The sequence below is a fragment of the Amycolatopsis sp. lyj-112 genome, from assembly GCF_046549055.1.
In the GTDB taxonomy this organism is placed as follows: Bacteria; Actinomycetota; Actinomycetes; order Mycobacteriales; family Pseudonocardiaceae; genus Amycolatopsis.
Genome location: NZ_JAJPWS010000004.1, coordinates 364,708 through 380,642, shown reverse-complemented (window position 1 = coordinate 380,642; position 15,935 = coordinate 364,708). Strand labels below are relative to the sequence as shown.

Below are 15,935 nucleotides of genomic sequence, written 5' to 3'. Positions count from 1 at the left end.
GATTTCCTCGCTCGCGGAATCGCCCTGCAAGCGTCCTGAGTCGAGCGTGCCGGCGGCTAGGAGGTGAAGACCGGGATCACCTCCGCGATCTTCGGCGCGACACTGCCCGGCGCCCAGAGAAGTCGAACGCGGTCGGTCACGGCGCCACCGGCGGGAAGTTCCCCGTAGTGGTCCTCGAGCCTGCCGATCGTGCGCCAGCCACCGGTCGCGTCCGCGATCTGGACGTCCGCGTTCGCACCGGGTTCCGTTGCCAGCACGACGACCTTGCCGAGCGGCTTCGCCGTGGTGGCAGTGACGACGAGCGCGTCACCGGGCACCGGCGCCGATCCCGCCGTGTACACCGAATCGGCGTTGCCGTCCGCGGCGGCCGGGAGATTCGTCCCCGCCGGCGTTCCGGTCACGGTGTACTTAGGAGTGTCCGGTGTGGACACGGTGAACTCCCGGATCACCAGCCAGAAGATCTGGCCGGCGGTCGCGCGTATGCGCACGAACCGGGCCTCGGCGCCGGCGGGAAGATCCGCCGACACCGTGGGTTCCGTGACTGTCTTCACCGTCGTCCAGTGCTCGCCGTCGGCCGAGTATTCGAGTACGCCTTCGTGGAAGAAGTCGTTCGGGTTGGTGGGCATGCCCATCGTGACGTCCACATGGGACACCGGTCGCACGGTTCCGAGGTCGACGCCGACGGACTCGTCGGCGTGCGGTCCCCGGTCGCTCCAGAAGTAGGTCTCGGGGTCGCCGTCGACCATCCGGTAGGGAAGGTTGTCGGTGTGGGTTCCCAGCGATGTCGTCGGCTGCGGCCGGATCCCCGGCAGGCCGAACCCGCGGTCGGCGGTGGCCAGCGCGGTGTTCAGGAACGGCACGCAGACCGAGATGCAGGTACTCGGATTGCGCACGCCTCGCGCGGTCGGGACACGGATCGCCTGCGCCTTCTTGAGCGCGGCAAGGAGTTCTCCGCGTTCCGCCCACGCCTTCCGCCCGTCACCGACGTACTGTGCCAGCAGCATTTTCACCGCGTGCACGCCCGCCTGGCCGTAGAGACCGACCTGATCGAGCCACGGACCGACCTCGGCGAGGAACTGCTGGTTCGAGGCCATCCCTTGCCGCAGATCGCCGGGGGCCGACGTCATCGCCGCGAGATAGCGATCCAACTTCGCCGCGGCGTCCCAGGGATCCTTCTTCTCCAGCGCCGTCCAGAACGCGCTGAGCAGCGGCCGCAGCACCGGTGAATCCAGGTCCGGTTTCCCGGTCTCGAGGCGGACGAGCAGACTCGAATAGTTGTTCTCCGCGAACACCTTCAGCGCCGGAGCCGACGACCCGGCGAGATCGGCGATACCCGCGAGCCACGACTTGTCGGGGTCGTATTTTTCCGGGTTCCACAGGAAGTCGCCAGAGGTGAACTCGGCGATCTTCGACGCCTCGGCCTGCACCATCGGGTTCGCGGTGATCCCCGACAGGAACTTCGCGACTCCGGGCTCACGGCCGATATACGGGCCGAGCAGCAGACGCTCGGTGATGTAGTCGTTGACCGGGTAGTTGTCCCAGATCAGGATGTCGTGCCCGAAGACCTCTTTCGCCTGCAGCGCCTGCTTTTCGGTGATCTGCCCGGCGATCACGCCGACGCCGGTCCACTCCACGATCACGGCCTTGTCGAGCTGGGTCCGCAGCGCGGTCTTGTACGCGGAGTCGGCGAGGTCGTAGTACTCGGTCGGGACCATCTGCAGCTGCTCGACACCGGGTTGGGTGGCGATGAAATCCTGCTGCACCCGGTTGAGCAGGAACGACTGAGCCGCGCCCGCGGCGCCGCCGCCGGTACCGAACTTCGCGGCGTCGGCGTCGCAGTTCCAGCGGGTGTAGGAGATGTCGTCGAGCGGGATCGCGAACGACCGCACACCGATGTCCCACAGGGATTGGAACTTCGTGAGCAGCGCGGCCTTGTCGGTGTCGGAGGAGTAGCACACCGAGAGACCGGGGGAGAGGGCGTAGGTGAATTCGACGTGGTTCGTGGTGGCCTTGGCGACCAGCTGCGAGATCAGGGCGAGCTGATCGGGTGGGTACTGGTCGCGCCAGCGGGCCCGGAGGTACGGATCGTCCTTGGGGGAGTAGACGTACATGTTCTGCTTGTTGCGGCCGTAGAAGTCCAGCTGCGCCAGGCGATCGGTGTGCGACCAAGGTGCGCCGTAGAAGCCCTCGATGACCCCGCGCAGCGGCGCCGCCGGCCAGTCGCGCAGGCTGAAACCGCCGCTCTTGCCGGAGGCGAAGAGCTGCCGCAACGACTGCGCGGCATAGAACGTTCCCGTGGTGTCCACTCCGGACAGTGCGATCAGGCCGCGCTCGGCGGCGAGGACGTATCCTCCGCGAGGCAGGCCTTCCGGGCCGCCCAGCCGTAATGCGGCGAGCGCGAGCGCGGTCGCCTCACTCTCCGTGGGGCCACCGACGAAGACGACGAGACCGCCGTTGGCGCGGTCCCGGGCAGCGGCCTTCGCCTGGTCGCCCGCGGCGATCTTGACGATGGTGCTCGCCCCTGACGAGCGGAGCACCTGCTCCACGACGGCCAGTGCGGACGGGTCGGTGCCCGGGCCGACGACCTCGACGACGGTGCGGGGAACGGCCACCTGCCCCGGCCGTGCCTTCACCTGCTGCGGTGTCGGCCAGACCTTCGCCAGACCTGCGGAGACATCCTCCGCCGCGCTCGCCGGTGCGGGAACGGCCACCGCCACCGTGACCGCGAGCAGCGTCACCGGAAAGAGTTTGATCACTCGACCGAAGGACGGCATCTGGCCCCCAAATCGTCGATAGTCGACGGTAAGTGAGCCAGTAAACACCCAATGCGATGACGGGGGACAGCTCCTTTCGGTGGTTCTTGGCCAACTTCACGCACGTTAGGTCAACGTTGTACCGCCCTTCGGCGGCAGCGGGCACCTCTCCGGATGCCTGAGACGTGACCTCCGAACGGATCTTGAATCACGACAGTGTCCATGTTTCGATGTGCTCGATAGATGCGTCAAAGGTGCAATTTCGATCACATTCGAACAGGTTCAACGCAGTTCCTGGAGGGCTTCGTGCGCCGTCGTACCCTGCTGAAGGCCGCTGGCGCGGCCTCCGCCTTCACCTTGCTCCCGGAGAGCGTCCGGCAGGCACTCGCCGCCGACGCACCGACGGGCGGCCTCGACGTCATCGAGCACGTCGTGGTGTTCATGCAGGAGAACCGATCGTTCGACCACTACATGGGGACGCTGCGCGGCGTCCGGGGCTTCAGTGATCCGGTGGCGATCAGGCTGCCTTCGGGGGCGTCGGTCTTCGAGCAGCCCGACGGCACGGGCACCTTGCTTCCCTACGCGATCGACGATCAGTTCATGGCCGACGTCGCGCACGGGTGGTCCGATGGGCACCGGGCGTGGAACAAGGGCCGTCACGACGGGTGGCGCGCGGCGAAAGGTGTGCGTTCGCTGACCTACCACACCCGGTCCGCGCTGCGGTTCTACCACGAGCTGGCCGACGCGTTCACCGTCTGCGACGCCTACCACTGCTCGGAAATGGGCCCCACCAACCCGAACCGGATGTACCTGTTCACCGGCAAGATCGGCTTCGAACCGGACGGCACGACCCGCGCCACCGGCAACGCCGCGTGGCAGAACCCCGGGCACACCGGCTACACCTGGAAGACCTACGCCGAGCGCCTCCAGGCCGCGGGCCGCAGCTGGCGGGTCTACCAGGAATGGGACAACTACGGCGACAACTCGCTGGACTACTTCACCAGCTTTCTGGCCGTCGGGACCAAGGCGCTGTCGAAAGTGAAGGACTCCGCGGGCAAGGCGTTCCCGAAGCTCGAGTACCTCTACTACGCCTTGGATTCCGCGTCGGCGGCCGAGCGGACCCGCCTGCTCGAAGGACTGGCGGCGGGCGTGGCGACGCTGACCGCGACCGAGCGCGCCCTCTACGACCGAGGGCTGGCCCGGGTCGCTCCGAAGCAGTTGCTGAGCACCTTCAAAGCCGACGTCGACGCGGGCAGGTTGCCGGCGGTGTCGTGGATCGTCGCGCCGGAACCGCAGACCGAGCACCCGGCGTGGGGGCCCAACACCGGTGCCGATCTGGTCAAGTCCACTTTGGACGCGATCGCCTCCAAACCGGAGGTGTGGAACAAGACGTTGTTCCTGCTGACCTACGACGAGGACGGCGGCTTCTTCGACCACATGCCGCCACCCGCGCCGCCCGCCTCCGACGACGAGGGCAAAAGCTCGGTCGCCACCACCGACGAGTTCGTCTCCGGCGAGCCGATCGGGTTGGGCGTGCGGGTGCCGATGGTGGTCATCTCACCGTGGAGCCGCGGAGGGAAGGTGTGTTCGGAGGTCTTCGACCACTCGTCCGTGCTGCGATTCTTGGAGCGGTGGAGTGGTATCGGCGAACCGAACATCTCGCCGTGGCGCCGCACGGTCTGCGGGGATCTGACGTCGGCGCTGGACACGACGGCGGCGGGCGCGACCTATCCGGCGCTGACGCCGCCGGTGCCGACGAGCGGTCCGTGGAACACGCAGCCGCAGCCGCCGTCCGTGCCGAAAGCGCCGGTGCCCGAAAGCGGAATCCGGGCGGCGCGACCGCTGCCGTATCAGCTGGCGGCCTCCGGCCGGGTGACGGCGGAGCGGTTCTGGATCGACTTCGCCAACACCGGGTCCGCCGGCGCGCACTTCTACGTCTACGCCACCGCGCACCGGACCGACGGGCCGTGGCGCTACACCGTGGGCGCGGGGGCGACGCTGTCGGACTACTGGCAGGTGGGATCCCCGGAGGGCGCGTACGACCTCACAACGCACGGCCCCAACGGTTTCGTGCGGCGCTTCGCGGGCAACCGGATCACCGCGACCACCGCGGGCAAACCGAATCCGGAGGTCGTGCTGCGGCCGGGCTCAGGAGTGGTCCACCTGAAGATGACCAACGCCGGCGGCGCGGGATGCGAGCTCACCGTGCGCACCGGCAACCGCGGCGGCGGACCGTGGACGTACACGGTGGCCCCCGGCGCGACCGTCGAGGACTGGTTCAGCACCGAGGGCGGCATGAGCGGCTGGTACGACCTGACAGTCCAGGGGCCCGACGGCTTCCTGCGCCGCTTCGCGGGTCACGTCGAGACCGGCGCGGAGACCATCAGCGACCCTGTCATGGGTTCCGGGCCGCTCCCGGCGACCGTCCGCTCGGCCGACAGCCAGGAGACCGTGGGCGAGCCCGGCGCCGCCGCGAACGTCGTCGACGGGAAGCCGGCGACCCATTGGCACACCAAGTGGTCCGGCGGCGCGGACCCGCTGCCGCACGAGGTGCAGCTCGATCTGGGCGCCACCCGCACGGTCACCGGTATGGCCTACCTGCCCCGCCAGGACGGCCATGCCAACGGCCGCATCGGCCGCTACGAGGTCCACCTGAGCACCGACGGGACGGCCTGGGGGAGCCCGGTCGCCGCCGGGGCCTTCCCCGACGACGCCGTCCGGAGGACGCTTCGCTTCTGGCCCACGCGGGCCCGTTACGTCCGAGTGCGTGCGCTTTCCGAGGCGGGGGACCGCGGGCCGTGGACGTCGGCGGCGGAGATCACTCCGCTGGGGTGGGCTTGAGCGCGAGCCTCCGCACCGCCCGGCCACGGGAGTTGTGAAAGCCACTTTCGCAACGTTGAAGGTTGTGAAAGTGGCTTTCGCAACGCGCGGCGGGCATCGGCACCCCGGGATCTCAGCCGAGCCGCACCCCGGAACGCCGTGCGGCGGCGATCCAGGGGGAGCGGTCGCCACTCGGTTCGTAGCGGGCGAAGGGCGGTTCCGGGCGGGCGTGGATTCCGGCGGCGCGGGCTTGGACGAGGATGTTGCCGACCGCGCTGGCCTCCACCGGGCCGGCGAGGACCGGCAGTCCGCAGGCTTCGGCGGTGAAGCGGCACAACAGTTCGTTGCGGGCACCGCCGCCGACCAGGTGGACGGTGCTCAGCTCGCGACCGGACAGCTCGGCCGCGGCCTGGAGGGTCGCCGCGTGCGCGAGGGCCAGGGATTCCAGGATGACGCGGACCATCCCGGCGCGTGTCGCGGGCACGGGCTGGCCGGTGCGCCGGCACTGTCCGGCGATGCGGGCCGGGATGTCGCCCGGCGCCAGCAGGGCCTCGTCGTCCGGGTCGATCACGGCGGCGAACGCGGGTTCGGCCGAGGCGGCGGACAGCAACGGTGCCAGGTCGGCGTTCCAGGTCCGGAGTGATTCGCTCAACAGCCAGAGACCCATGGTGTTGCGCAGGAACCGGACCGTTCCGTCCACACCGGACTCGTTGGTGAAGTTGGCCGCGCGAGCTTCTTCGGTGAGCACCGGCGCGTCGAGCCGTAGACCCGCGAGAGACCAGGTGCCGCAGCAGATGTAGCCGAAGGAGTCGCCGGTGGCGGGGATCGCCGCCACCGCGGAGGCCGTGTCGTGGGAGGCGACCGTGATGATCGGGGTCGAGGAGAACCGGCCGGCGGGTTCACCGGGCTGCCGCAACTTCGGCAGGAGGCCGGCGGGGATTCCGCTCCGGGAAAGGACTTCGGCCGACCAGGTGCGTGAGGTCGCGTCGAGCAGGCCGGTGGTGGACGCGTTCGTGACCTCGGCCCCCCTTTCGCCGGTCAGCAGGTAGGCGAGCAGATCGGGGACCAGCAACAGGGTGTGGTCCTTCAGCCGCTCCGGGGGTTCGGCGAGCAACTGATAGATCGTGGTGAACGGCAGATGCTGCAGCCCGGTGATGCCGTACAGGGAACGATCGTCGATCCGTTCCCGCAGGACGTCCGCCATGCCGTCGGTGCGGGGGTCGCGATAGCTGCGCACGTCGCCGTCGAGTTCGCCGTCGGCGCCGATCAGTCCATAGTCGACAGCCCACGAGTCCAGCCCGATGGAGACTGGGGCGGCTTGTTCGGCGAGCCTGAGCCCCTCGATCGTCTCGGCGAGGATTTCGTCGATGTCCCAACGAAACCCTCCTCCGGGCCGGGGTCGCGCGCCGGTGGGAAAGCGGTGCAGTTCGGTCAGCTCCACCAGCCCGGAATCGGCCGGCCCTGAATCGACACGGCCGAGCATCACCCGGCCGCTGCTGGCACCGAGATCGACGGCGGCGAACGTCGGCATCGGTCAGCCGACCTCGATCAGCGGCAGCCCGAGGAGGCTCGCGACCGCGCGCAGGGCCGGGATCCGGTGACCGGTGCCGAGTGCCCAGTGGTGCCCGATCCCGCTGGCGGACCAGTCATCGGTCCAGTCGCCGGGGTTGCGGCCGAAGTCGACGCGGCTGGTGGTGTTGCCGATCCGCATATGGGGCCCGTCGACGACGTTCCCCTCGGCGGCGATCAGCGTGTAGCGGCCGTCCCTGGTCTGCCCGACGCCGAGAAGGGTGACGGGGCCGTGAGTGACGTCGAATTCGACGGAGACGCCCCAGCCGCGTTTGCCGTGGAAGACGCCGAGGCCGCGCAGAAGGGGCTTGTTCGAGCTGATGCCGAGGTGGGCCGGTCCGTCGTGGCCCATCTCGACGTGCCCGCGCGTGAAGTCCAAGGCCTGGAGTTCGGTGAACGATCCGCCCGCGCCGAGGATGTCCATGACGAGCATGGCGAGGCTGGTGCGGAGTTCGTATTCGCCGACGGCAGGGGTGCCTCGGGCGGTGAGGAGACTGGCGCCGAGGATCATTCCGGCGGCGAGCCGTTCGTGCTGTTCGCCGCCGAGTCCCCGGTGGTAGTAGGCGAGGCTGTCGAGGCCGAAGTCGGCGACCAGCCTGTCGAGGCCGACGGAAACCTTGGCGCCCCAGGCGAGATCGTCGGCCTTGACTGAGTCGGTGACGTCGAAGACCGCTTCGGTTTCGGTGATCTTGGCGGCGACTTCGGCGTCGGTGACCTTGTCCACGCGGACGCGGAGGTCGTCGAATTCGAGGACTTCGACGTGGCCGCCGAGGTGCGCGTTGACCATGGTGAGGTCGGTGGAGACGTCGTACATGCCGGGGTAGAGGTGGCCCATGAGGCCGTGCCGTCCGGAACGGAGGACCTTGCGGACACCGGCGGCGTTGATCCAGTCGCCGATCTTGGCCCAGGCGCGTTCGTCCCGCAGATAGCCGGACACGCTGCGGAAATCGATCCCGGCGCGAGTGAAGGCGTTCGCCATCTCCGGTAGCGGGCAGGCGCCGCAGTAGGCGAGCCACTGCCCGGTGTCGACGCTCGCGTGGTCCATGGATTCGGTGGGCTGCAGGTTGATCAGCAGGACCGGGGCACCGGACCGCTGCGCGATCGGCATGAGCATGGTCGCGGTCATGTAGGTGGTGAGGAACCCGACGATCAGGTCGCATCCCGCCGTGCGCAACCGTTCCGCGGCTTCGGCGCCTTCCTGGGCGTCGGAGATGAACCCCGTGTCGACGATTTCCGCGTCATAGCCCGAGATCTGTTCGCCGACATAGGCGGCGGACCGCTGGAGGGTGGGCAGGAGATCGGGGAACTGCGGCCAATAGGCGCCGAGGCCGCCGGCGACGAGCCCGATCGTCGGCTTCCGGCGAGTCGTGGTCATGGCGGGCTCCTAGCGGAGGAAGGCGGCGGCGACACCGGCGTCGACGGGGATGTGCAGGCCGGTGGTGTGCGAGAGTTCGCCGGCGGTGAGCACGTAGACCGCGTTGGCGATGTGCTCGGGGAGGACCTCGCGTTTGAGCAGGGTCCGCTGAGCGTAGAACTCGCCGAGTTTCTCTTCGGGGACGCCGTAGACGGCGGCGCGCTGGGCACCCCAGCCGGAAGCGAAGATGCCCGATCCGCGGACCACGCCGTCGGGGTTGATCCCGTTGACGCGGATGCCGTACTCGCCGAGTTCGGCGGCGAGGAGCCGGACCTGGTGCGCCTGGTCGGCTTTCGCCGCACCATAGGCGACGTTGTTGGGTCCGGCGAAGACGGCGTTCTTGCTGGCGATGTAGACGATGTCACCGCCCATCCGCTGCGCGATCAGTACCCGGGCGGCCTCGCGTGCGACGAGGAACGAGCCCCGCGCCATGACGTCGTGCTGGCGGTCCCAGTCCGCGATCGTGGTGTCCAGCAAGGGTTTCGAGACCGACAAGCCGGCGTTGTTGACGACCAGGTCGAGCCCGCCGTAGGCCAGGCAGGCCACACGGACCGCCTCGGCGACAGCATCCTCGTCGGTCACGTTCGCGGTGACCGCGACCCCGCCGATGTCCGCTGCCACGGCGGAGGCCGCGTCGGCGTCGAGGTCGGCGACCACGACCGCGGCACCCTCGGCGGCCAGCCGGTGCGCGATCGCCTTGCCGATACCCGAGCCGCCGCCGGTGACCAGCGCGATCCGCGTGGCGAGTGGTTTCGGCGCCGGTTTGCGGCGGAGTTTGGCCTCTTCCAGGTCCCAGTACTCGATCCGGAACTTCTCCGCCTCGGGGATGGGGGAGTAGCGGGACACGGATTCCGCTCCGCGCATGACGTTGATGGCGTTGACGTAGAACTCGCCCGCCACCTGCGCGGTCTGCGGATCCGCGCCGAAGCTGAACATGCCGACACCGGGGACGAGCACGATCGCCGGATCCGCGCCGCGCATCGGCGGGGAATCCGGGGTCGCGTGCCGCTCGTAGTAGGCCGCGTAATCCGTTCGGTAGGCGGCATGCAGTTCGGTGACCCGGGCGATGACGTCCTCGAGCGGGGCGGTGGCGGGCAGATCCACCACCAGCGGTGCGACCTTGGTGCGCAGGAAGTGGTCCGGGCACGACGTTCCGAGCGCGGCGAGCCGCGGATGCTCGGACATGGCCAGGAAGTACAGGACTTCCTGGGTGTCGGTGAAATGCCCGACCTGCCGGTTGTCGGTGGACGCGAGTCCGCGCAGCACCGGGAAAAGCGCCGCCGCGCGCGCCTTCCGTTCCGGCTCGGGCAACGCGCGATGGCCCGGCAGTTCGGTGCCGAACGGGTCGGCCTTGCCGTGTTCGGCGAGGTAGCGCTCGGCCGTCCGGATGATCTTCAGCGAGTTCGCCTGGCACTCTGCACTGGTCTCGCCCCAGGCGGTGATGCCGTGCCCGCCGAGCACGCAGCCGATCATGTCCGGGTTCGCGCGCTGGAGTTCGGCGATGTCGAGCCCGAGCTGGAAACCGGGACGGCGCCAGGGAACCCAGCCGACCTTGCCGCCGAAGATCTTGCCCGTCAACGCTTCGCCGTCGGCGGCGGTGGCCAGCGCGATCCCGGAATCGGGATGCAGATGGTCGACGTGCGGGGCCTCGACCAGGCCGTGCATGGCGGTGTCGATACTCGGCGCCGCCCCGCCCTTGCCGTGCAGGCAGTAGTCGAACGCGGCGACCATCTCGTCTTCCCGGTCGACGCCGGGATAGACGCCGGTCAGGGCGCGCAGCCGGTCCAGTCGCAGCACCGCCAGGCCGGCCTCGGTCAGCGTGCCGAGATCGCCGCCCGAACCCTTCACCCACATCAGCTCGACGTCTTCGCCGGTCACCGGATCGCCCGCGAACGCCTTCGCCGACGCGTTCCCGCCGGCGTAGTTGGTGTTGCGGCGATCCGCGCCGAGTTCGTGCGCGCGGCTCAGCAGATCGGTCACGGCCGGCTGGCTATTCAAGAGATCTCCTTGAAGTGAAACGTTTCACTCAACGCATCCAAGCTAGGCGACCGTGGAAGGGCGGTCAACCCTGCCGGTCGGGGAATATCGGCTTGATACGATTCAGTCCATGGGTGCGAGCATCAAGGACGTCGCGGTGCGTGCGGGCGTCTCGATCGGCACGGTGTCCAATGTGATCAACCGGCCGGAGAAGGTCGCCCCCGGCACCAGGGAACTCGTCCTCGCCGCGATCGAGGAACTCGGTTTCATCCGGAACTCTTCGGCCGCGCAGCTCCGGGCCGGCACGAGCCGGTCTCTCGGCATGATCGTGCTCGACATGGCCAACCCCTTCTTCCAGGATGTCGCCAGGGGGGTGGAGGACGTCGCCGCCGAACTGGGCTACGCGGTACTGGTCTGCAACTCCGACGAGCGCACCGAGCGGGAAGAGTGGTACCTGCAGGTCCTGGAGGAACAGCGGGTGCGAGGTGTCCTCATCACGCCGGTCATGGCGGACTCGAAACGCCTGGACGCGCTGCGACGGCGTGGCACCCCCGCGGTCCTCGTCGATCGCCACGCGCCGCAGCTCGACTGCTGTTCGGTCGCGGTCGACGACATCGTCGGTGGCGAGCTGGCCGGAGCACATTTGCTGGAGCGCGGCCGCCGCCGCATCGCCTATGTCAGTGGTTCGCTGAGCCTGAGCCAGTGCACGGACCGGCTGGCCGGCCTCAGGCGTGCGGTGTCCTCGGCCGGGCTCGATCCGGACGACATCGTCCAGGTCGTCGAAACACCGGCGCTCAAGGCCCGATACGGCTATGAGGCCGCGCGGGACCTCTTCGAGAGCGGGTCCGATGTGGACGCCGTCTTCTGCGCGAACGACCTGCTCGCGCTGGGTGTGCTGAGGGCGGGCATCGGTGCCGGCCGGAAGATTCCCGAAGACCTCGCGCTGATCGGATACGACGACATCGATTTCGCCGCCGACGCGGCGGTTCCGCTGTCCTCGATCCGGCAGCCGACCGCTCAGATCGGCCGGTCGGCGGCGCAGTTGCTGTTCGAAGAGTGCGACGCGCCTTCCGGGCACGCGCACCAGCAGGTCATGTTCAAACCGGAGCTGGTCGTCCGGGAATCGAGCTGAGCCGGTCCTGCAGTCCTGGCAGCCTGACGCACGCGCCCGTTGCGGAACCGGGTGGGAACGCTATACGGTCGGATGGAACTAGAACAGGTTTCAGTTTCGGGCTGGCGGGCCGACCGAGGAGCGGAAATGGCGAAAAGGGCGTCGCGTGGCGTTGAGGCCGACTACGTGGTCGTCGGGTCGGGCAGCTCGGGGGCCGCGATCGCGGGCCGGCTGGCGGCGTCGGGCACGAGCGTGATCGTGCTCGAAGCGGGCAAGACCGACGAGAAGCTGATGGTCAAGAAGCCGGGGCTGGTCGGCCCCATGCATGCGGTTCCCCAGCTCAAGAAGCCTTTCGACTGGGGCTACTACTCGGTGCCGCAGAAGCACGCACTCGACCGCAGGATGCCGGTGCCGCGCGGCAAGGTGGTCGGCGGCTCCAGTTCCATCAACGGCATGGTCTACGTCCGGGGCAACCGCGCCAACTTCGATTCCTGGGCCGCTGAGGGCAACGAGGGCTGGGACGCCGACAGCGTGAACGCCGCGTACAAGCGGATGGAGGACTTCGAGGACGGCGAGAACGCGTTCCGGGGTGCGGGCGGGCCGATCCGGATCACCCGCAACAAAAGCCCGGAAGAGGGATCTCTGCAGTTCCTCCAGGCCACCGCCGACACGATCGGCTGCAAGATCCTCGACGACTACAACGCCGAGTCGCAAGAGGGCGTCAGCCGGATGCAGCAGAACGCCGCCGACGGCCTGCGCTACAGCGCCTCGCGCGGTTACCTCCACCACCTCGCGCCCTCGACGCTGGAGCTGCAGTCCGGGGTGCTGGTGAACAAGGTGCTCATCGAGAACGGCCGTGCCGTCGGCGTCGAGGTCGTCGACGCCGACGGCACGCGGCGCACCGTCCGGGCCGGCAAGGAGGTCATCCTCTCGGCCGGGTTCGTCGGATCGGCGCAGCTGCTCATGCTTTCCGGTGTCGGCCACGCCGAACACCTGAAGGAACACGGCATCGACGTCGTCGCGGACCTGCCGGTCGGCGACAACCTGCACGACCACATGTTCCACGCGCTGACCTTCCACGTGTCGTCGAGCCGGAACAAGGGCACGCCGCCGTACTTCGCGCGCGGGCTGGCCAGGGAGTTGATGCGGCCCGGCACCACCTTCCTGGCGAACTCGGTCTTCGAGGCCGTCGCGTTCCTCAAGACGTCCCAGGCCGACGCGATCCCCGACCTCCAGTTGCATCTGCTGCCGTGGGCGTATGTGACGCCCAACCAGGACGCGCCGATCCGGCACGATGTCGACAAGCGGACAGCGCTCACCGTGCTGACGACGTTGATCTACCCGAAGAGCCGCGGCACGCTGCGGCTCGCGTCGGCCGACCCCACGGCGGCACCGCTGATCGACCCCCAGTACCTGGCCGACCCGGCCGACCTCGAAGTACTCGGGGAGGGCTCGGAAATGGCGCGCGAGATCTTCGGGTCGAGCGCCTTCAACGGCTCGGTCAAGGAAGAACTCCACCCGGGCAGGCATCTACGGGGCCAGGCGTTGCGCGACGCGATCCTCAACCGCGCGACGTCGGTCTACCACGGTGTCGGCACCTGCCGGATGGGTGTCGACGAGCTCGCGGTCGTCGGTCCCGACCTCAAGGTCCGCGGCGTCGAGGGGCTGCGGGTCTGCGACGCCTCGATCATGCCGTCGATCACCGGCGGCAACACCAACGCGCCCGCCATCATGATCGGCGAGATGGGCGCGCAACTCGTGCTCGCGAACAACTGACGGGAATCCGACCATGACCCTCACCTCGCACGCGCTCACCCGTCCGGCGTCGACGACCGAAGCGGTCCTGCGGCGGCTCGTGGCCAGGGTGCCGGGTTCGTCCGGCGCGACCTGGAAGCTCACCGAGGTCTACACGGGCGAGACGCTCGTCGAGCTACCGCAATCGACGCCGTCCGATATCGAGCAGGCGTTCGCCGTCGCGCGCGAGGCTCAGCGGAAGTGGGCCGCCATGCCGGTCAAGGAGCGGCTGGCGGTGTTCAAGCGGGCGCACACGATCTTCGTCGACAACGCGCGGGCCGTCGCCGACCTCATCCAGGTCGAGAGCGGCAAGAACCGGCGGATGGCGATCGAGGAGACCTGTGACCCGCCGATGGTGATGAGCCACTATCTCAGGCGGGCGGCCAGACTGCTGGCGCCGAGGAAACGCGGGGGACCGATCCCGCTCCTGACGACGTCGACCGAGATCCGGCGGCCCAAGGGTGTCGTCGGCGTCATCGCGCCGTGGAACTTTCCTTTCGCCACCGGCATTTCCGACGCGATCCCGGCGTTGATGGTCGGCAACGCGGTGGTGCTGAAGCCCGACAACAAGACGGCGCTCTCGCCGCTCTACGGCGTTCAGATGCTGGAAGAGGCAGGACTGCCGAAGGGCCTGTTCCAGGTGGTGTGCGGCGAGGGCCCGGACGTCGGCCCCACGCTCATCGACAACGCCGACTACGTGATGTTCACCGGCTCCACGGCCACCGGCCGGGTGATCGGCGAGCGGGCGGGCCGGAACCTCATCGGCTGCTGCCTCGAACTCGGCGGCAAGAACCCGATGATCGTGCTCGAAGACGCCGACCTGGCGGAGACCGTGCAGGGCGCGATCTTCGGCGCGTTCGGCAACACCGGCCAGATCTGCATGCACATCGAGCGGATCTACCTGCCGGAGTCCCGCTACGACGAGTTCAAGAACGCGTACGTGGCCAAGACCGAGGCGCTCGATGTCCGCGCTGCCTACGACTTCGGCCCCGACATGGGTTCGCTCGTCTCCGTCGACCACCTGCGCCGGGTCAAAGCGCATGTCGACGACGCCGTCGCTCAGGGGGCCACCGTCCTTTGTGGAGGCAAACCCCGGCCCGATCTCGGCCCGGCGTTCTTCGAGCCGACGATCCTCGAAGGCGTCACGAAGGACATGCTCTGCGGCGTCACCGAGACCTTCGGACCCGTTGTCGCGCTGCACAAGTACCGCACCGTCGACGAGGCCGTGGAGCTCGCCAACGACACCGACTACGGCCTCAACGCCTCGGTCTGGGGCGGCGATGTCGACGCCGCGCGCGCCGTGGCCTCGCGGATCGAATCCGGCAACGTCAACATCAACGACATCCTGGCCACCGCCTACGCCGCCAAGGGAACGCCGTCCGGCGGGGTCAAGAGTTCCGGCGTGGGCGCCCGCCACGGCGATCAGGGCCTGCTCAAGTACACCGACGTCAAGAACGTGGCCCTGCTCAAGAAGCAGGTCATGGGCGCCCGGCCGGGACAAAGTTACGAAAAGTACGTCGAGGGAGTACTTTCCGGACTGAAGCTCATGCGGCGTTTTCGTATCCGGTAACCGTTTCGGCCGATTCCCGCGCGCTGGGCCGGATGGACCAGTCGCACGGCGGCCCCTGCCGCGAGCCGCGACACTCGGGAGAAACAACCGAGGAGCGTGAGTCGTATGCCCGCGACCAAGGCGAGTCAGGTTCGCCACAGCACCACGATCCAGGTGCTCGGACGGATCGGGATGGCGTGCTACGGACTGGTGTACCTGCTCATCGGGTACCTGGCGGCGCGGATCGCCCTCGGGGGCGGCGGCGGCCAGGAGGCCGACGGGCGGGGCGCGATCACCGAGATCGGCTCGACCGCGCTGGGTGGCGTGCTGCTGTGGGGGCTCGCGGCGGGGCTGATCGCGTACGGGCTGTGGCAGGCGCTGATGGCCGCCGTCGGGTACACCTGGATCGAGAAGCCGAGGCAGCGCGTCGTCAAGCGGGTGACGTCCGGGGTGCGGTGCGTGGTGGGGATCGGGATGGGCGTGTTCGCGGCCAAGTCGGCTCTGGGGTCGTCAGACCAGGGGAGCGGTGACCAGAAACAGCAGGAGCTCACCGCGCGGCTGCTCGAGTTGCCCGCCGGCCGGTTCCTGGTGACCGTGGTCGCCGTCGTCGTACTGGGTGTCGCCGTGGCTTCCGTGGTCAACGGCATCCGGCGGAACTTCCTGCGCGATCTCGACCTTTCGTCGCTGCCGCAAGGGACTCAGCGCTGGGTCGAGCGGCTCGGACGGATCGGTTACGTCTCCCGGGGCGTCGTGTTCGGCGTGGTCGCGGTGCTCATCGGGTACGCGGCGCTGACGCTGGATCCGTCCCAGTCCGGCGGGCTCGACGCCGCACTGCGCACCCTGGCGGATCAGCCGTTCGGCACGGTTCTGCTCCTTGTGGTGGCCGTCGGGGTCGCCGCTTTCGGCGCGTACTGCATCGGAGCGGCACGGGCACAGCGCGGTTGACTG

The 15,935-nt window shown here is 68.8% G+C and carries 9 protein-coding genes; 5 read left to right on the top strand and 4 right to left on the bottom strand.

Annotated features, from left to right (window positions below):
- Nucleotides 1-56: 56 nt before the first annotated feature.
- The gene (locus ACLJRL_RS17515) at nucleotides 57-2,738 is read right to left on the bottom strand and encodes a beta-N-acetylglucosaminidase domain-containing protein (protein ID WP_410657245.1); all 2,682 of its coding nucleotides are present in this window, start codon (nucleotides 2,736-2,738) and stop codon (nucleotides 57-59) included.
- A gap of 321 nt (nucleotides 2,739-3,059) precedes the next feature.
- Here ACLJRL_RS17515 and ACLJRL_RS17510 point away from each other — a divergent pair, with 321 nt between their 5' ends.
- Nucleotides 3,060-5,594 carry a phosphocholine-specific phospholipase C gene (locus ACLJRL_RS17510; RefSeq protein ID WP_410657244.1) on the top strand — a complete coding sequence of 845 codons (2,535 nt, stop codon included), beginning with the start codon at nucleotides 3,060-3,062 and terminating at the stop codon, nucleotides 5,592-5,594.
- A gap of 112 nt (nucleotides 5,595-5,706) precedes the next feature.
- Here the strand turns inward: ACLJRL_RS17510 and ACLJRL_RS17505 are convergent, their stop codons facing one another.
- Genes ACLJRL_RS17505 through ACLJRL_RS17495 form a run of 3 tightly spaced genes read right to left on the bottom strand, consistent with a single transcriptional unit; the run spans nucleotide 5,707 to nucleotide 10,536 of the window.
- Nucleotides 5,707-7,104: a rhamnulokinase gene (locus ACLJRL_RS17505; RefSeq protein WP_410657243.1), complete on the bottom strand. Its 1,398-nt coding sequence runs from the start codon at nucleotides 7,102-7,104 to the stop codon at nucleotides 5,707-5,709.
- Between the two features lie 3 nt (nucleotides 7,105-7,107).
- On the bottom strand, nucleotides 7,108-8,517 hold the full coding sequence (locus ACLJRL_RS17500) for an arabinose isomerase (protein ID WP_410657242.1): 1,410 nt from the start codon (nucleotides 8,515-8,517) through the stop codon (nucleotides 7,108-7,110).
- A 9-nt stretch (nucleotides 8,518-8,526) separates the two neighbouring features.
- The gene (locus tag ACLJRL_RS17495; protein WP_410657241.1) at nucleotides 8,527-10,536 is read right to left on the bottom strand and encodes a bifunctional aldolase/short-chain dehydrogenase; all 2,010 of its coding nucleotides are present in this window, start codon (nucleotides 10,534-10,536) and stop codon (nucleotides 8,527-8,529) included.
- Between the two features lie 127 nt (nucleotides 10,537-10,663).
- Here ACLJRL_RS17495 and ACLJRL_RS17490 point away from each other — a divergent pair, with 127 nt between their 5' ends.
- The 4 genes from ACLJRL_RS17490 to ACLJRL_RS17475 all read left to right on the top strand — a co-directional run bounded on the left by ACLJRL_RS17490 (nucleotide 10,664) and on the right by ACLJRL_RS17475 (nucleotide 15,932).
- Nucleotides 10,664-11,665 carry a LacI family DNA-binding transcriptional regulator gene (locus tag ACLJRL_RS17490; RefSeq protein WP_410657240.1) on the top strand — a complete coding sequence of 334 codons (1,002 nt, stop codon included), beginning with the start codon at nucleotides 10,664-10,666 and terminating at the stop codon, nucleotides 11,663-11,665.
- Between the two features lie 126 nt (nucleotides 11,666-11,791).
- Nucleotides 11,792-13,420, top strand: coding sequence for a GMC family oxidoreductase (locus ACLJRL_RS17485; protein ID WP_410657239.1), 1,629 nt, complete (start codon nucleotides 11,792-11,794; stop codon nucleotides 13,418-13,420).
- 13 nt (nucleotides 13,421-13,433) lie between these two features.
- Entirely contained in the window at nucleotides 13,434-15,008 is a 1,575-nt protein-coding gene (locus ACLJRL_RS17480) for a succinic semialdehyde dehydrogenase (protein ID WP_410657238.1), read from the top strand.
- A 105-nt stretch (nucleotides 15,009-15,113) separates the two neighbouring features.
- Nucleotides 15,114-15,932 (top strand): DUF1206 domain-containing protein, encoded by an 819-nt coding sequence (locus ACLJRL_RS17475; RefSeq protein ID WP_410657237.1) that lies wholly within the window; start codon nucleotides 15,114-15,116, stop codon nucleotides 15,930-15,932.
- The last annotated feature ends 3 nt before the right edge of the window (nucleotides 15,933-15,935 follow it).